Raw genomic sequence first — 17,482 nt, 5'->3', positions numbered from 1 at the left:
AGATAAAAGTAAAGAAAATACAGAACAAAAAAGGTGTCTCAAACTGAAACACCTTTTTTATCTCCTGATACGATTTTTTATCTTTTTTCAAATTCTGCCAGGGCCTGATCAAGGAACTTAACAAAGTTATCGGGATTCAGGTCACGGGCCTTGGGCTGCACCAGCATTTCTTCCTCATGATCGAGAATCACATAGTAGGGTTGAGCGTTTACCCCAAAACGGGCAATCTGAAAATCGGCGTATTTTTTACCAATGGTTTTCTTCACTTTGCCATCGTAGTCCGAAGTGATCCATTCCGATTCGGGCAATTTGGTTTTATCGTCAACGTACAAGGCTACAATCACAAAGTCGTTCTTTAAGCGGTCGAGCACCCTGGCATCGCTCCATACGGTGGCTTCCATTTCTCTGCAATTCACACAGCCGTGGCCGGTAAAATCGATAAACAAAGGTTTGCCACTTGCACGGGCACAGGCCAATCCCTGTTCGTAATCGAAGTAACCCTTGAGTCCGTGGGGAAGATGCAACAAGTCGGCAAACTTAGGCTCCTCACAACCTTCGGGTGTTTCATCGAAATAAGCGTTAGCACCATTACTATGGGTTACCAGTTCTACTTCCTCTCTGATAATCTTATGTAAATCAAAGTCGTGGGTCGACATGGGGGGCATGTAGCCTGAAATGGCTTTCAGCGGTGCACCGAACATCCCTGGAATAAGATAAACCACAAAGGAAAACGAAATGATCGAGAGCATCAATCGGGGCACAGAAACATGCTTCACATCGCTGTCGTGGGCAAATTTGATTTTACCCAACAGGTAAATTCCAAGCAGGGTAAAAATGACAATCCAAATGGCAATATAGATTTCACGGTCGAGCAAACCCCAGTGGTAAGTCTGATCGGCCACACTCAGGAATTTGAGTCCCAATGCCAGCTCGATAAAACCAAGCACTACTTTCACCGAGTTAAGCCATCCTCCCGATTTAGGCAGGTTATTTAACCATTGCGGGAACAGGGCAAAAAGTGTAAAAGGCAAGGCAAAGGCCAGGGCAAATCCAAACATTCCGATAATTGGTTTCAGAACAGCACCTCCTGCCGATTCAACCAGAATGGCGCCTACAATAGGGCCTGTACACGAAAAAGAAACGAGCACAAGAGTTAATGCCATGAAGAATGAACCCATGAAACCACCTCTGTCGGCCCCCTTATCGGCCTTGTTCACCATCCAGCTTGGAAGTACGATTTCAAACATTCCAAAGAATGAAAAAGCAAAAATGATGAAAACCAGGAAGAAAATAATGTTGGGCAACCAGTGTGTACTAAGCCAGTTGGCTGCACCCGGGCCGAACAATACGGCAACCAGGGTGCCAATAATGGTATAGATGGCTATAATTGAAAAACCATAGAAAGCTGCATTCAGGCGCGAACGTGCTTTCGACTGTCCGCTGTGCATAAAAAATGAAACCGTCATCGGAATCATTGGGAAAACGCAGGGTGTTAGTATGGCTGCCAATCCAGCCAAAAAAGAAAAAAGGAAGAAAATAAAAAGTCCGCGTCCCGCATCCGATTTGATATTATCGTTGATTACGATGGCCCCTTCATCCTTGCTTTCGGGAACGTCACTCCCAGCGCCAATGCTAAAAACAAAATCGGCTTCGGTAGGTGGTGTACAACTTTCATCGTCGCAACTCATGAACTCAACATAACCTTCAATTTTTTTCAGGGTGGGATCAGTTACTTCAATTTTCTGTATAAACCTGGCTTTATCGCCAAGGTACTCCAGTTCCATATTGAAGGTTTTGTCGAATACCTTAAGCGGATCGGGAGTTGTAATCAGTTCTCCCTTAAGTTGAAAGCCATCACTTGAAGCATAGTTGATGGAAGTGGCAATCGGGCCGCCATCGTTTTCACGGGTCGAATACAAATGCCAGCCATCTTCGATTTCGGCATCGAAATACAACTCGTAGGTATTATCGGCTATTTTTTTATAATCGAAGGTCCAGCTTACCGGATTCAGAATTTGTGCCTGAGCAGCGATTACAAAGAGTGAAATTATCAGCGTAAATAGGAAAGTTTTTCTCACGTTTACCTTTTTTAAATTGTTACACGTCAATAAATCTATGTTTCAAAAATTACAGTTTATTCTCTGCATGACACCACTAAATGATTGGTCGGATGAAAGATACAAAACTGACATTAAAGAAAATAATTTTTTATATTCAGTTGAAACAAAATAAGTGAAGCCATGTTTGATCTTGCGTGATATATATCACAAAAAACCCCGCCGAGGCGGGGTTTAACATTTTTTTAGAAGATAATTTCTTCCATTGCTTCGTCAAAGAACCGGGCTTCCAATAAAGACATTTTATCGATTCCGGTCACTTCAATTTTTTTCATGTACTTCCAACGCCATTTTTTAAGTATCGAAAGAAATCCTTTTTTAAGGTAAGCTTCTACAAACGGATGAACCTGAATAATAATTTTCTTGTGGTTCAAATCGGAAAAGATGTAGTCGACTTTACTAGCGATTTCATCGGTAAACAAAATGGTTGGAGTCACTTTGCCAGTCCCTTTACAAGCCGGACACACCTCGGCGGTGTCGATGTTTTGTTCAGGACGGACACGCTGTCTGGTAATTTGCATCAAACAAAACTTGCTCAAAGGCAGAATGTGATGTTTGGTTCGGTCGACAGCCATGACCTCTTTCATTTTTTGATAAACTTTCTGACGGTTTTCGTTCTCGTGCATATCGATAAAATCGATGACGATGATCCCGCCCATGTCCCTCAAACGTAGCTGGCGTGCGATTTCATCGCAAGCTGCCAGGTTGACCTCAAGAGCATTTGTTTCCTGATCGTTAGCGGCTTTGGCTCGGTTGCCGCTATTCACATCAATTACATGGAATGCTTCGGTATGTTCAACAATGATATAAGCACCACTTTTAAAGGTAACGGTTTTACCAAACAGCGCTTTAATCTGTTTGTCGATACCAAAAGCGTCGAACATAGGAGCATTCTTGTCATAGAACTTTACTGTTTTCCTTTTTTCAGGAGCAATATTGCTGATATAATCATTTACTTCTTCAAAAACGGCATAATCGTTCACGTAAATATTGCTAAAATCGGGCGTGTACACATCGCGTAACAAGGCAGTAGTACGGCTTAACTCACCCAGCACCAGGCCGGGAGGATTCACCTTTTTCAATTTTGGCAATAACGATTCCCATTTATTTACAAGCCGTTTAAGCTCCTGATCCAAATCTGCCACCATTTTACCTTCAGAGGCAGTTCGGATAATGACCCCGTAATTACGTGGTTTAATACTTTGAATAAGCTTTTTCAAGCGGTTTCGCTCTTCTACTGTTTTAATTTTCTGCGAAACTGAAACCTTGTCGCTAAAAGGAACAAGAACCATAAAACGACCGGCAATCGAAAGTTCGGAAGTTAGCCTGGGCCCCTTTGTTGAAATGGGTTCCTTGGCAATCTGCACCAGCAAATTGTGCCCCGATCGGAGCTGCTGGGTGATTTTTCCGTTTTTGTCGATATCCGGTTCGGGATGGATCCTTGATACTGGGGTAGCCCGCCCCTTGCGAGAGGTTGCATTTTGAACAAACTTGTTCAAAGTAGCGAACTGCGGGCCCATGTCCAGGTAATGCAAAAATGCATCCTTTTCATAGCCCACATCAACAAATGTAGCATTCAGTCCCGGCATGATTTTTTTTACTTTTCCGAGGTAGATATCTCCTACCGTGAACTTGGTGCCACTTTTCTCCCTGGTCAACTCTACTAAACGTTTGTCTTCGATCAGTGCAAAAACGATCTCAGAGGGACTAACGTCAATAAATAACTCGCTACTCACATCTAATAAATTTTAGGGAGAATTAATAACAAAATATTAAAAGAACTTGTATTCCTATAAAGGATTAAACCTAAGAAGCAATGCAACTTAGGTTTAATCGGTGTTTTTTACGAATAAGCTGGCCTGCTTAAGAAAAAATTATTTTTTATTCTTGTGACGATTTTTTCTTAACCTTTTTTTACGCTTGTGCGTAGCCATCTTATGTCTTTTTCTTTTTTTTCCGCTAGGCATAATCTTATTATTTTACTTCTTCTTTAACTTGACTTACAAATGTCTTAGCAGGCTTAAACGCCGGGATGTTGTGAGCGGGAATGATGATTGTCGTATTTTTTGAAATGTTACGAGCAGTTTTTTCAGCTCTCTGCTTTACAATAAAACTACCAAATCCTCTAAGGTAAACGTTTTTCCCGTCAACTAATGAATCTTTCACAGTATCCATAAAAGCCTCTACAGTTTTCTGAACTGTTACTTTTTCAATCCCTGTGTTCTTTGAAATTTCGTTTACAATATCTGCTTTTGTCATTGCTTAAATTATTTAATTATCAACTATTTATTCCACAATTGGTTGGCAAAGATAATTTTTTTCCAATAATTATGACAAAACAATTATGAATTTTTTTCGTTTTAGTGCAATTGCATCCAATTCCATGAAGACTTTGAAATTCAGCACCGAAATTTTAAAATGGTACTACAACAACAGGCGGGAACTGCCCTGGCGTGGAATTGACGACCCTTACAAGATATGGATTTCGGAAGTAATTCTGCAACAAACCCGTATAGAACAAGGAAGATCGTATTACGAAAAATTTATCGGACGATTCCCCAATGTGGCAAGTCTGGCTGCGGCACGCGAAGAAGAAGTGCTTAAATTATGGCAGGGCCTGGGCTATTATTCAAGAGCTCGAAACCTGCACAAGGGAGCACGCCAGGTGATGGAACAATACAAGGGCGCAATTCCCGAACAGTTCACCGGCTTGAAAAGCCTGCACGGGGTTGGCGAATATACGGCTGCGGCCATCGCTTCCATCGCCTTTCATCAGCCGGTGGCTGCCATCGACGGAAATGTATTCCGGGTCATGTCACGTTACTTTGGCATTGATCTGCCCATCGATACGGCCCAGGGGAAAAAAACCTTTCGTGATTTGGCCGGTGAATGCCTCAATACAGAAAAGCCAGGCGACTACAACCAGGCTGTAATGGAATTTGGCGCCCTGCTTTGTGTTCCTCAAAACCCCAAATGCACAATCTGTCCGCTTTCGGACCACTGCTTTGCACTGCATAAAAACAGTATTGCCGCCTTCCCGGTAAAATCGAAAAAAATCAAACAGCGCAAACGCTACTTTCACTACCTGGTACTTCAGCACAAGCAAGCCCTATACTTTAAAAAACGCACGCAAAACGACATCTGGAAAAACCTCTTCGATTTTCCACTCATTGAATCCAATGAAGCGCTAAGCATCGAACAGCTTAGCCAAACAAATGAATGGAGCAGTATTTTCAAGCGCAACAAAATCACCATCCTTGATGTTAGTCCATATCACAAGCATCTGCTCACACATCAGCAGCTTTTCGCCTCATTCATTCAAATTGAAGTGAAAAATGAAAATTATTTGCCTCACAATTTCATTAAAATCGATAAAAGAAATACTTTTGAACTTCCTGTGCCCAAAATAATCGAAAATTATCTTGAAGGCAAGGGACTTATTTAACAAAATTGCAGCTCCAACTTCAAAATCAGCCAGTTAAACAAATAAAACCGCTGTTTTTGAGGTGTTTTTATGTAGGGTACTATCATATTTTGTAATTTTAGTTACATGTTTAACCTTTTAAACCCTTAAACTATGTCAGTTAACAAAGTAATTTTAGTAGGAAATGCAGGCAAAGATGCCGAAGTACGCTACATCGACAGCGGAGTTGCTGTGGCCACCTTCTCACTGGCAACCAGTGAAACTTATACCGCCAAAAGCGGTGAAAGAGTAACCAATACCGAATGGCACAACATTGTTGCCTGGAGAGGACTGGCTGAAATGGCCGGAAAATACATTCAGAAAGGCAAACAAATGTACATTGAAGGCAGAATCAGAACCCGTTCTTATGACGACAAAGACGGCGTTAAAAAGTACATTACCGAGATTCTGGCCGACAACATTCAATTGCTGGGGCGAAAAGATGACACGCAGCACGCAACGTCGGCGAATGAGTACCAGCAGAAAAATGAGAGCGCAAGCAATGTCAGCGAACCCAATGAGATGGATTCGGGCGACAATGTTGATGATTTACCCTTTTAATTTGAACAATCTTGGATACCGGGAGCACGCTGTTATTTAATTTTGCCTACATCGATGTAAGTTTTTATCCTTTCAGCTGGGGATTATTAACAGGCTTACTGGTACTGGTTGTTTTGCTTTTCTTTTCGGCACTGATTTCCGGATCCGAAGTGGCTTTTTTTTCACTTTCGCCTGCCGATAAAGAACAGATTAACGAATCAAAATCATCCTCTGACCATCTGATCAGGGAGCTCTTACTGCTCCCCGAGAAATTATTGGCAACCATATTGGTTGCCAATAATTTCATCAATGTTGGCATCATCATCTTATCAACCTACCTGGTACACATTGGGGTCGATTTTTCGAATGCGCCGGTATTTGGATTTGTTATCGAAGTAGTTGCCATCACCTTCATCCTGCTTCTTTTTGGTGAGATCCTCCCTAAAATCTATGCCAGTACCGCTTCACACAGTTTTGCCGGCATCATGGCAAAACCACTGCGTTTTTGCAGTAAACTCTTTGCACCCCTCATTTACATCCTCATCAATTCTACCTCGTTTGTTAACCGACGGATGGCAAAATACGGTAAAAATATTTCCATCGATGAGCTTTCGCAGGCACTTGAACTCACCAACCAGGAGGATTTCTCTGAAGACAAGGGCATTCTTGAGGGGATTATCAGGTTTGGAACTACCAGTGTCGATCAGATTATGACACCGCGAATCGATGTGGAAGCGGTCGAAATCAATGCACCCTTTCAAAAAATACTCGACCTCATCAGGCAATCAGGCTATTCAAGAATCCCTGTTTTTAAGGAAACCTTCGACAACATTGAAGGCATACTTTATGTAAAAGACCTGCTTGGCCATGCCAACAAGACCAACGACTTTAAGTGGCAAAACCTGATCAGGCCACCTTATTTTGTTCCGGAAAATAAAAAAATTGATGACCTCCTGCAGGAATTTCAAAAATCGAAAGTTCACCTGGCCATTGTGGTCGATGAATATGGTGGCACCTCAGGCATTGTAACGCTTGAAGACATTCTTGAAGAAATTGTAGGCGACATCATCGATGAATTTGACGATGACGACCAGCTTTTTGCCAAGGTGAATGAAAGCACTTACCTGTTCGACGGAAAAACACAACTCAACGATTTCTTCAGGGTTTGCTCAATCAACAGCGATTTCCTTGATGAAATAAAGGGAGAAGCCGACACCCTCGCCGGGCTCTTACTCGAAATGAAAGGCGACTTCCCCATGCTGCACGAGAAGCTGATCTATAAAAATATTGAATTCATTGTAGAAGCTGTTGACAAACGCAGAATCATCAAAATAAAAGTAGTTTTCAATAATTCGCTGTGACAAGCGTTTGACCATAAAACCTAACTTTGTATCAATATGAAGAATTTTATACGTCTTATACTGGTTATAGCGCTTGCCTTGTTGTTGCTGCACTCATGTGACAAATCATATGTTCCCAAACCCAGGGGCTATTTTCGCATTGAACTGCCCGAGCATTCCTACCAGCAATTTAAGGCATCCTATCCCTTTCTCTTTGAATACCCCGAATATGCACAGGCCCTGCCCGATGCATCGCCAATGGCTGAACCTTATTGGCTGAATCTGGTCATTCCGTCATTCAAAGCCGAAATTCACCTCTCGTACAAAGAAGTAAATAACAATCTTTTTGAGTTAAGCGAGGATTCGCGATCGCTTACTTACAAACATACCATCAAGGCCTCGGCCATCGACGAACACATTTTTGTAAATGAACAAAGGAAAGTTTACGGCACCATTTACGAAATTAAAGGAAATGCTGCTTCCCCCATGCAATTTCATTTAACCGATAGTGTCAACCATTTTGTGCGTGGTTCGTTTTACATCAGGGAAGTGCCCAATTACGATTCACTCCGACCGGTAATTATGCTGATCGAAAAAGATATTTATCATTTTATTGAAACCTTTACGTGGAATTGAGATGCCGCTTATACACAACGAATACCAAAACACATACCGGCTGGCGCTTTGGTCGCTCACCGAACCACTCTCCTTTTTCGAGGAAAAGGCGCAGCTAAGCCCCAACGACCGGAAAATTTATCAGGACATAAGCAATGAACACAGAAAATGCGAATGGCTTGCTGCCAGGATCCTGTTAAAAGAAGTACTTGGTTTTTGGCCCAACATTACCTACACCGAAACAGGAAAACCAATTTTACAAAACCATACACGCTATCTGAGTATCTCCCACTCGAAAACCATGGTTGGCATTTTACTATGCACCAATCCCTTTGCCGGAATCGATATCGAGCGCTCCAAAAGAAACATTGAAAAAGTAGCCAAACGTTTTCTTTCGGAAAAAGAACAGGCCGACGTTTTGTCCAGCCCGCTTGCCGACAGCCGCCTGTTGTACTGGTGTGCAAAAGAGGCAATCTTTAAGGCCGTAAATGAGTCAAACGTCAGCTTTTCGAAGCAAATAAGTATTGAAGCACTCAATGATGACGGAAGCATGATCGGACATTATCGCTCAGAAAAGGAAAAGGTCGATTTTGAACTCCACTACATCCAACTCGACGACCACTGGGTGGTATGGACCAGCTGACAAACTGCTTATTAACAACACAAAGTTAGAGATGATGAAAAAAACAGCACCACATATTGTAGTTATTTTTGGCGCCTCGGGCGACCTCACCAAACGAAAACTGATTCCGGCAATATTTAATCTGCATCAAAAAGACTTACTGGGACACCCCTTTGTCATTCTTGGTGTAAGCCGAACCAAAATGAGCGATGATGAATTCAGGGAAAAAATGAAAGAATTCCTGCCTGAAGAGGAATCACATCGCGACTTTCTGAGTCACCTTCATTATGAAGCCATTCAAACAGCCGAGCGCGGCGACTACCAACTGCTGAAAGACCGTATTGAAAAGCTGAAGAAAGAACTAAACGCACCGGCCAACATCGTTTTCTATATGTCGACGCCCCCTTCGCTTTATTCCATCATTCCTGAATACCTGGCCGAAGTAGGCCTTAACAGTGAAGACGATGGCTTCAAACGACTGATTATTGAAAAACCCTTTGGCACCAACCTGGAAAGTGCCCGCAAACTGAACACGGATCTGCTCCGTTATTTCAATGAAGACCAGCTATACCGAATCGATCACTACCTTGGAAAAGAAACAGTGCAAAACCTGTTGGTGCTTCGTTTTGCCAACAGCTTGTGGGAACCGCTGTGGAATCACAAATACATCGACCACGTTCAGATCACCTCGGCCGAAAAACTGGGTGTTGAAAAACGAGGTGGTTATTACGACCAGTCGGGAGCCTTAAAAGACATGCTGCAGAATCACCTGCTGCAACTGCTTGGACTGGTAGCCATGGAACCACCAACCGTGATCGATGCCGATGCCATCAGAAACGAAATGCTGAAAGTATTCCAATCCATCAGGCCACTAAACAGATCCAATCTGACGGAGAACGTGGTACGGGGCCAGTATACCGAATCAAACATCGGAGGCGAAAAGGTAGTGGCTTACCGACATGAAGAGGGAGTGCCGGCCGACTCACGCACCGAAACCTTTGTTTCCATGAAACTACATATCGACAACTGGCGCTGGGGAGGTATTCCTTTTTACATTCGTACCGGAAAAAAATTACCAACCCGGGCAACCGAAATTGTGATCAATTTCAGACCAACTCCCCATCACTTGTTCGATAATACACCTGGCATCAATTTAAACCAGGCCAATCAACTCATCATACGCATTCAACCCGACGAGGGAATCCTGCTTAAAATGGGGCTTAAAGAACCGGGGGCAGGCTTCAATGTTAAAACAGTGAACCTCGATTTTCACTACTCCGACCTTTCGGATGCCTATGTGCCAACAGCCTACGAACGCCTGCTGCTCGACTGCATTCAGGGCGACGCAACACTTTATTCGAGGGGCGACAATGTTGAAAAAGCCTGGGAACTGGTACAACCCGTACTCGACGAATGGAACAACAATCCTGACTTTCCCTTGCACGGCTATCCTGCTGGAACCTGGGGACCTCATGAGGCTGAAAAACTGATTTCAGGCGAAGCCAATGGCTGGCGTTACCCATGTAAAAACCTCGCCAACGATGGTGAGTATTGCGAATTGTAAACCTGCTTTTAGCAATGTGTGAAAAATTAAAACACTTAAACCAATTCGGAAAATGAATATTGAAATTTATAACAACACCCGAGAGATTGCTGATGCATTTGCTTCAATCATGCAGAAAACAGCAAAACAAAACGGAAATAAAGCAGTACATATTGCCTTATCAGGAGGCTCGACCCCTAAGGCCATCTTCAGGGAATTAACCGAAAAATACGGATCTGAGCTCTGTAACGATCGCTTTCATTTTTGGTGGGGCGACGACCGCTGTGTCGGTCCCGATCACGACGACAGTAACTACAAATGGGCCAGGGAGCTTTGGCTGCAGCCCATTGGAATACCCGAAGAAAACATTCACCGGGTGATAGGTGAAAACAGGCCTGAAGATGAAGCGCTTAGTTATTCTGAAAAAATACAAAAGCTTCTGCCAAAAGCAAATGGTCTGCCTGTGTTTGATATCATGCTCCTTGGGCTGGGCGAAGATGGACACACCGCTTCCATTTTTCCCCATCAGATCGGATACATCACTTCACCGGAAATAGCTGTGGTAGCATCGCATCCCGAATCGGGCCAAAAAAGAATTTCCCTCACGGGTCCGCTTATCAACAATTCGAAAAACATTATTTTCCTGGCTACCGGTGAAAAGAAAGCTGCAAAAGTAAAAGAAGTCATCATCGATAAAAATGAAACACTGCCGGCAAGCCATATCAAAGCCGAAAACGGACAACTTACCTGGTGGCTCGATGAAGCTTCGTCCAGCAATTTGAAACAATAAGTTTCAATATTTTAAGTTATAATCATAATCAGGAATAGCGCCATAAAACGATGTATTTCTATACATATAATGATCGTACAGCTTTAACCCAATAAATATGGACAAACTACTACTTCTGCTGTTTCTTTTTACGATGACAACAAACACAAACGCTCAGGAAGCCTTTGTGTGGCCACTTAAAGAACTCGACACAGCGCGTGAGGTCAGTTATTTATCGGAGCAAGAAAAAGATATTGTTCTCGAGATGAATATGTTACGTTATAATCCGGCCATGTATGCCCAACAACACATGCAGTGGATGGAGGCTTTTTATTCGGGGAAGCTGCTGAAGATTCCCGGAAAAACTCCTTACCAGACAGAAGAAGGAAGAAGTGCCTTACAGGAATGTCTAAAAGTATTGAAACAGGCTTCACCGGCACCCATACTTTATCCATCGAACGGAATGACAAAAGCCTGTGAACTATTGGTATACGACCAGGGAAATACGGGCAAAACGGGTCATCGGGGCAGCGACAACAGTACACCCGACAGCCGACTGAACCGCTTCGGTACTTTTACCGGATATTTTGCCGAGAACATTCATTATGGCGATGCTGAACCTCGTTTTATCATTATATCCTTATTAATCGACGACGGGGTGCGCTCACGCGGTCACCGAAACACACTTCTAAGCGCTGATTATCATCACACCGGAGTAGCAACAGGTGCTCACAAATACGGAGAAATGTGTGTCATCAATTATGCTAGCAGCTTTACCGAAAAGCATTAATGCAGAAGCCAGGATCGATGCAAAAAGGCATATTCAAAGAAGAACAAGGCAAACGGATTAAAAAGTTGCTCATGCCGCTGTTGGTTCATCCCGACCGCCTGCATGCGGCAAAGGCCAGTCTGGTTATTGCTTTGCTCGCCATTCCGGCCGTAGTGCTTGGATACTCCTTTTTTGCCGTCACCCTCGCCCTGGGAGCCCTGGCCGGCGCCTTGTCGGAAACCGATGATCATCCAAGCGGCCGTATCAAATCAAGCTTGCTTAAGGTAGTGAGTTTTGCAGTTTCAAGTTTGGCTGTCGAAATGCTGCATCACTATCCCATTGTGTTGGGCATTGGGCTGGCACTTTCGACCGTATTCTTCATTATTGTGGGGGGTATCAGCGAAAGATACAGGGGCGTAACCTTTGGTGCTCTGCTGGTAGGCATTTACACCATGCTCGGAAGCGACATTAGTCCGGCATGGTACTGGCAGCCCTTGCTACTTACAGCCGGGGCGCTGTTTTACGGCATCATTTCGTTGCTGATATTGTACCTTTGGCCCTGGCGCCTGCTTGAAGAACAACTGGCACGCGGCTACACGGCACTGGCAGCTTATTTTAACGAGAAATCCCGTTTGTTCCCCAGCGATAAGGAAGTACAGACTGAAATCAGAAACCGCCTGGCACTTTTGAACATTGAGACCGTTGGCGCCCTCGACCGCTGTAAAGAGGTATTAAACAGTTATGCCGATGCACTAAAAGATCAATCGCCGCTGGTACCCTATTTTCATTATTTCATGGTGCTGCAAAGCCTTCATGAACGTGCCGCCTCGAGCCACGACAAGTATGAAGCGCTTAGCGAACGGCGCGAACACACCGACCTGCTCGAAGGCATTGGACAAACAATGCACCAATTATCGGAGGCAAGTAAACTGTTTGCCAACAGTTTACTCAGTAAAACGGCTTACAAACATCCTGTCGCGCTGCAATGGATGATACAAACCATTAACCAGCAACTAAACTCCGGATCAAATGGCAAACATCAGGCACTTGAACTGCTGGTGCTGAACCTTACCCGATCGAATGAAGCGCTTAAAAACATTACCACACAATCGGCTTACCTGATGATGCCCCGCCTCGAAAGAGACGAACGATCAATTATAAAGCGCATCAAAGATCAGCTCAGCACAAAGCATCCACGCTTCAGGTATGCCATCCGACTCAGCTTGAGTTTTCTGATTGGATTTTTTATTTCCGAATGGTTTCAAATTGAAAAGGGAGAATGGATCATCCTGACCATACTGTTTGTGCTACAACCCAATTACAGTGCTACCCGCCGAAGATTTTCACAGCGGGTACTGGGAACCCTCAGCGGGGTGTTTGCAGGCGTGGCCATCGTTCAGTTACTCACCTTTGCCGGACAGTTACTTCTGATGCTGATAGCAGCCTACTTCTTTTTTTTGTGGATGAAACGTCGCTATGCCTTATCGGTCGTATTTGTTACCATTTTTGTTTTATGTGCTTTTAATTTAATCGCAAACAAAGGGGTCGCAGTCATGCTGCCGCGCATGTTCGATACACTGATAGGTGCCGTATTGGCTTTTGCATCGGTAAGACTTTTATGGCCCGACTGGCAGGGAAAAAAACTCCCGCAGCTGCTGACCCTTGCACTGAATAAAAACCACTTATATTTTGAAGCCATACTGAAAGAATACTCCCGAAAAGATCATTCCGACAATTTTGAATACCGTCTGGCACGAAGGGAAGCGCACCGTGCCGATAATGAACTGGCTGCAGCCTGGCAAAACATGCAATTGGAGCCCGCCAGCCAGCGACAATTCCGAAAACAGGCTTTCAGACTTACCTATCTCAATCACGCACTGTTATCCTATCTTTCGGCGCTGGGAGTCCATCGCGAAACGCAAAGTACAGCAGTTGACAATTTCGGAACCATCAGCAAGCAGATTTTGGCTGCACTCAACACGGCATCCCAAGCGATTGGTACAGGGAAAAAAGCTGGTTTTGCTTCCCATGAATTATTGAATGAAATCAGGGAAAAACTGAAAACGGAAACTACAGGCGACGGCCGGCAACAGTACATTTTGCTCTTCAACCTTGCCGAAGTAACAGGACAGCTCATTGATGAAACAGGCTATTTCAATGCTGCTGCAACAAAAGGAAAACCTGATCAGCAATCATCTGAATCATGATCACCTGCCCGTGAGCTAAAAGCCAGAATGGCATTATCCAATCAATGCAAAGCGCAAAACATCATTAAATGTCAAGCTGTGGTGCCACAAGCTGATATACTTCCTCATCGCTCAAATCGTGGTCGAAAGGAAGCACAATTTTGGCCTGTTTGTACCATTGCTCCCTTTTGGCCAGTGTTTCACCAATGAACTTCACCAGTTCGGGATAAGTTTTGCCTTGAATTAAGGGCCGTTCTGTTTTTGAGTTTTTAAGTCGTTCGGCCAGTATGCGCGGGCTTCCATCGAGATAAACGGTAAGGCCTGTCTGATTCATTACTTCCACATTATTGAAGAAACAGGGTGCTCCTCCGCCGGTGGCTATAAGCACATCGTCGAATTCAGACAGTTCGTGCAGGGCCTTTTGCTCAATTTTACGAAACCCGTCTTCTCCCTCTTCGGCAAATATCTGAGGGATCGACCTGAAGTTGCGCTCTTCAATAAAATGGTCCATGTCTATAAACGACAGCTTAAGTTTTTTGGCCAGGCCTTTTCCCACGGTCGATTTGCCGCTTCCCATATATCCTATCAGGTAAATTCTCATAATTAAATTTTAGATCCCGTTCGCAATTGTTTTATAATACTTTCACCTGAACTATTCATCATTTAAAAATAAGAATAAAGTTCACCCGCCAACTGGCGGGCCGCCTTAGACAAAGTTTAACTTCTGAAAAGCGTTTTACTGAATCTTTGTCGTTCCGGGGGGCGGGAGGATTATTTGCGAATAATCCGGGTTTAATATACAAAACCTGCTCATGCGATTCCTCCCCCCAATTCAGGGGGCCGGGGATTTACGGTCAGAACAACGACATCTGGTTTTCATCGTCATCATCCTTTTCCTTCTTTCCGCGATTAATTTCAAAAGGAATATCATCAAGCGCAGCATCTGTTTCCGGCTGCTCATCCTCCAACAGTGGCTCATGTTCATCTTCATCCTTCACCACCGGTTCAATTTCCTTTACATTTTTAATGTCGTAATTGGTCAAACGTTTTCCCCGTGCTTTAAACGATTTCACTCCGATAAATTCGGCTACCTCCACAATTTCATTTTCCCGGTCGCTGTTTTTACCTCCAAATTCGAGTTCAAACCGTGGATAGTGAACCCAGGTAATGCTAATCAGCCGATTGTCGGGGTTATCACCAATAAAATTTTGTGTTTTACCAATAGGGATGTCTTCGTCAATCTGAAAACGTTTCACATAGTAAAACTCCTGTTCATTTTCCCAGTAAACCACACTCATGGTCTTTTTGGGATTGAATTTCTCGATAATCAGGATGTCTTCGGGGAAGTGATTTTCAAGATCAAAATTGTACAATTCAAAATTGCCCGAGCGGGTAATGACCAGGATGCGATCGTCGCCCTGGAACTCGCCCAGAAAATCACCCCTTTTGTCGGCGTTGAGTCGTTTTACATCGGGGTCGAAATAAATTTTACGGCCACCGAGTGTTGAAGCACCCTTTTCACGGAGGGTAATTTTGTGCACGTCGTTCTTGGTCACAAGATTTCCCATACTCTGACGTCCTTTAATGGCCAGTTCACCGAGATCGATATCGAAAATCAGCTTTTTCAGGCGTGGTTTGGGTTTCAGGGTTACCCTCAGCACTTCGGCTTCGCCATTTGGATTCGCGCTAAAATGCAAAATACGTGTGCCGGCGGTCCCCTTGGTCATGTTGTATTCCTTATCGCGGGTGATGCTGGTCACAGCAAAGCGCTTCATAAAAGTAGCACCTGCCCGGCCATCGCGGTACACCAGGTTATAAATGGTCCGCTTGTCGTTCTTTTTAAATACGGCAAGGTGCAGAATATTCTTCCCGATGAAGGCCTTTTCCGACACTTTGGTAACAAAATAAGTTCCGTCGCGCCGGAAAACAATGATGTCGTCGATGTCGGAACAGTCGCAAACATATTCGGCCTTTTTAAGGCCTGTACCCATAAAGCCTTCTTCGTAATCGACATATAACTTTTCGTTGGCCACTACCACCTTGGTAGCCACAATATTTTCGAAGCTGCGAATTTCCGATTTACGTTCACGTCCTTTTCCATACTTGCTTTTAATGCGGTTATAATATGCAATGGTGTATGGAATAATGTTTTCGATGTGATGTATTATTTCAGCTATTTCATCCTCGATGGAAAGAATATGATCGTTGGCCTTTTCTTTGTTGAACTTGAGAATACGGGCCATTCTGATTTCCATCAGCTTTAGGATGTCGTCACGGGTAACCTCCCGGCGCAGCTTTGGTTTCCAGGGTTCAAGCCGCTGGTCAATATGAGCCACTGCTTCGTCCATGTTGTCGCTGTCTTCAAAACCCTTGTCCTTATAAATCCGCTCCTCAATGAAAATCTTTTCGAGCGATGCAAAATGCCAGGCCTGTTCAAGTTCTCCCTTTCGGATTTCGAGTTCAAGTTTCAGCAAGTCGACTGTTTGCATGGCATTTTTCCGTAAAATGTCACTCACCCCGATAAAGTGCGGCTTATCGTCTTCGATAATACAGGCATTGGGTGAAACCGATATCTCACAGTCGGTAAAGGCATAGAGTGCATCGATGGTTTTATCGCTCGACACCCCGGGGCCGAGGTGTATCAGAATTTCGACGTGCTCGGCCGTATTGTCATCAATTTTCTTGATTTTAATTTTTCCCTTGTCGTTGGCCTTGATGATCGATTCGATGAGGCTTGAAGTGGTTCGCCCAAAGGGAGTTTCTGTAATTGCCAGGGTTTTATGATCTACCTTCTCAATTTTTGCCCTGATTCGGATATTGCCTCCGCGAATCCCGTCGTTGTATTTCGAAACATCGACCAGACCACCTGTTGGAAAGTCGGGAAAGATCTCAAAAGCTTTCCCTTTCAGGTGAAGAATTACAGCATCGATCAGTTCATTGAAATTATGCGGCAGAATTTTGGCTGACAGACCAACCGCGATTCCTTCAACTCCCTGAGCCAGTAGCAAAGGAAATTTCACCGGCAAGGTAACCGGTTCGCGTTTCCGGCCGTCGTAGGCCAGTTGCCAGATGGTGGTTTTGGGGTTGAAAACCACATCGAGGGCAAACTTCGACAGGCGCGCCTCGATGTAACGCGGTGCAGCCGCTCCATCGCCTGTTAGAATGTTTCCCCAGTTTCCCTGCGTTTCAACAAGCAAATCTTTTTGACCCAGCTGTACCAGCGCATCACCAATCGAAGCATCACCGTGCGGGTGATACTGCATGGTTTGACCAATGATGTTGGCTACTTTGTTAAAACGGCCATCATCCATTTCGCGCATGGCATGCATGATGCGCCGCTGCACTGGTTTCAACCCGTCGTTAACATAAGGAACGGCCCGTTCGAGAATCACGTACGATGCATACTCAAGAAACCAGGTCTGGTACATACCCCCAAGGTATTTCAGCTCGTGCTTTTCCTTGCCCTGTTCTTCGTTTCCCTGTTCTTCAGGACTTTTGTTGATCTCTTCGTTGCTCAT

General features: G+C 44.2%; 14 protein-coding genes. 9 read left to right on the top strand and 5 right to left on the bottom strand.

Annotated elements, in window-relative coordinates:
* Positions 1–77: 77 nt before the first annotated feature.
* The 3 genes from FHS86_RS17270 to FHS86_RS17260 all read right to left on the bottom strand — a co-directional run bounded on the left by FHS86_RS17270 (position 78) and on the right by FHS86_RS17260 (position 4,376).
* Complete coding sequence (locus tag FHS86_RS17270; protein WP_429416679.1) at positions 78–2,078, bottom strand: protein-disulfide reductase DsbD family protein; 2,001 nt, start codon at positions 2,076–2,078, stop codon at positions 78–80.
* A 224-nt stretch (positions 2,079–2,302) separates the two neighbouring features.
* Positions 2,303–3,853, bottom strand: a complete 1,551-nt coding sequence (locus tag FHS86_RS17265; protein WP_429416676.1) for an Rne/Rng family ribonuclease — start codon at positions 3,851–3,853, stop codon at positions 2,303–2,305.
* 238 nt (positions 3,854–4,091) lie between these two features.
* The gene (locus FHS86_RS17260; protein ID WP_429416673.1) at positions 4,092–4,376 is read right to left on the bottom strand and encodes an HU family DNA-binding protein; all 285 of its coding nucleotides are present in this window, start codon (positions 4,374–4,376) and stop codon (positions 4,092–4,094) included.
* Between the two features lie 124 nt (positions 4,377–4,500).
* Between FHS86_RS17260 and mutY the strand changes: the two genes are divergently transcribed.
* The 9 genes from mutY to yccS all read left to right on the top strand — a co-directional run bounded on the left by mutY (position 4,501) and on the right by yccS (position 13,985).
* The gene (gene mutY, locus FHS86_RS17255) at positions 4,501–5,562 is read left to right on the top strand and encodes an A/G-specific adenine glycosylase (protein ID WP_429416670.1); all 1,062 of its coding nucleotides are present in this window, start codon (positions 4,501–4,503) and stop codon (positions 5,560–5,562) included.
* Positions 5,563–5,694: 132 nt separating this feature from the next.
* Positions 5,695–6,141 carry a single-stranded DNA-binding protein gene (locus FHS86_RS17250; protein WP_429416667.1) on the top strand — a complete coding sequence of 149 codons (447 nt, stop codon included), beginning with the start codon at positions 5,695–5,697 and terminating at the stop codon, positions 6,139–6,141.
* Between the two features lie 11 nt (positions 6,142–6,152).
* Positions 6,153–7,481 (top strand): gliding motility-associated protein GldE, encoded by a 1,329-nt coding sequence (gldE, locus tag FHS86_RS17245; protein WP_429416664.1) that lies wholly within the window; start codon positions 6,153–6,155, stop codon positions 7,479–7,481.
* A 36-nt stretch (positions 7,482–7,517) separates the two neighbouring features.
* Complete coding sequence (gldD, locus tag FHS86_RS17240; RefSeq protein WP_429416661.1) at positions 7,518–8,096, top strand: gliding motility lipoprotein GldD; 579 nt, start codon at positions 7,518–7,520, stop codon at positions 8,094–8,096.
* Positions 8,074–8,718 (top strand): 4'-phosphopantetheinyl transferase family protein, encoded by a 645-nt coding sequence (locus FHS86_RS17235; protein WP_429416658.1) that lies wholly within the window; start codon positions 8,074–8,076, stop codon positions 8,716–8,718. Before gldD ends, FHS86_RS17235 begins: the two co-directional genes overlap by 23 nt.
* A 31-nt stretch (positions 8,719–8,749) precedes the next feature.
* A complete protein-coding gene (gene zwf / locus FHS86_RS17230) occupies positions 8,750–10,261 on the top strand; it encodes a glucose-6-phosphate dehydrogenase (protein WP_429416655.1) in 1,512 nt (503 codons plus the stop codon).
* 52 nt (positions 10,262–10,313) lie between these two features.
* Positions 10,314–11,030 carry a 6-phosphogluconolactonase gene (pgl, locus tag FHS86_RS17225; RefSeq protein WP_429416652.1) on the top strand — a complete coding sequence of 239 codons (717 nt, stop codon included), beginning with the start codon at positions 10,314–10,316 and terminating at the stop codon, positions 11,028–11,030.
* 97 nt (positions 11,031–11,127) lie between these two features.
* The gene (locus tag FHS86_RS17220; protein WP_429416649.1) at positions 11,128–11,799 is read left to right on the top strand and encodes a CAP domain-containing protein; all 672 of its coding nucleotides are present in this window, start codon (positions 11,128–11,130) and stop codon (positions 11,797–11,799) included.
* Positions 11,799–13,985, top strand: a complete 2,187-nt coding sequence (yccS, locus tag FHS86_RS17215; RefSeq protein ID WP_429416646.1) for a YccS family putative transporter — start codon at positions 11,799–11,801, stop codon at positions 13,983–13,985. The genes FHS86_RS17220 and yccS overlap by 1 nt, the downstream gene beginning before the upstream one ends.
* Positions 13,986–14,049: 64 nt before the next feature.
* Here the strand turns inward: yccS and FHS86_RS17210 are convergent, their stop codons facing one another.
* Positions 14,050–14,565, bottom strand: coding sequence for a shikimate kinase (locus FHS86_RS17210; RefSeq protein ID WP_429416643.1), 516 nt, complete (start codon positions 14,563–14,565; stop codon positions 14,050–14,052).
* A gap of 253 nt (positions 14,566–14,818) precedes the next feature.
* The gene (locus FHS86_RS17205; protein ID WP_429416640.1) at positions 14,819–17,482 is read right to left on the bottom strand and encodes a DNA gyrase/topoisomerase IV subunit A; all 2,664 of its coding nucleotides are present in this window, start codon (positions 17,480–17,482) and stop codon (positions 14,819–14,821) included.

Origin of the sequence: Roseimarinus sediminis (genome assembly GCF_050433125.1) — a bacterium.
Classification (GTDB): Bacteria; Bacteroidota; Bacteroidia; order Bacteroidales; family Prolixibacteraceae; genus Roseimarinus; species Roseimarinus sediminis.
This window is presented reverse-complemented; position numbering and strand designations above follow the sequence as displayed.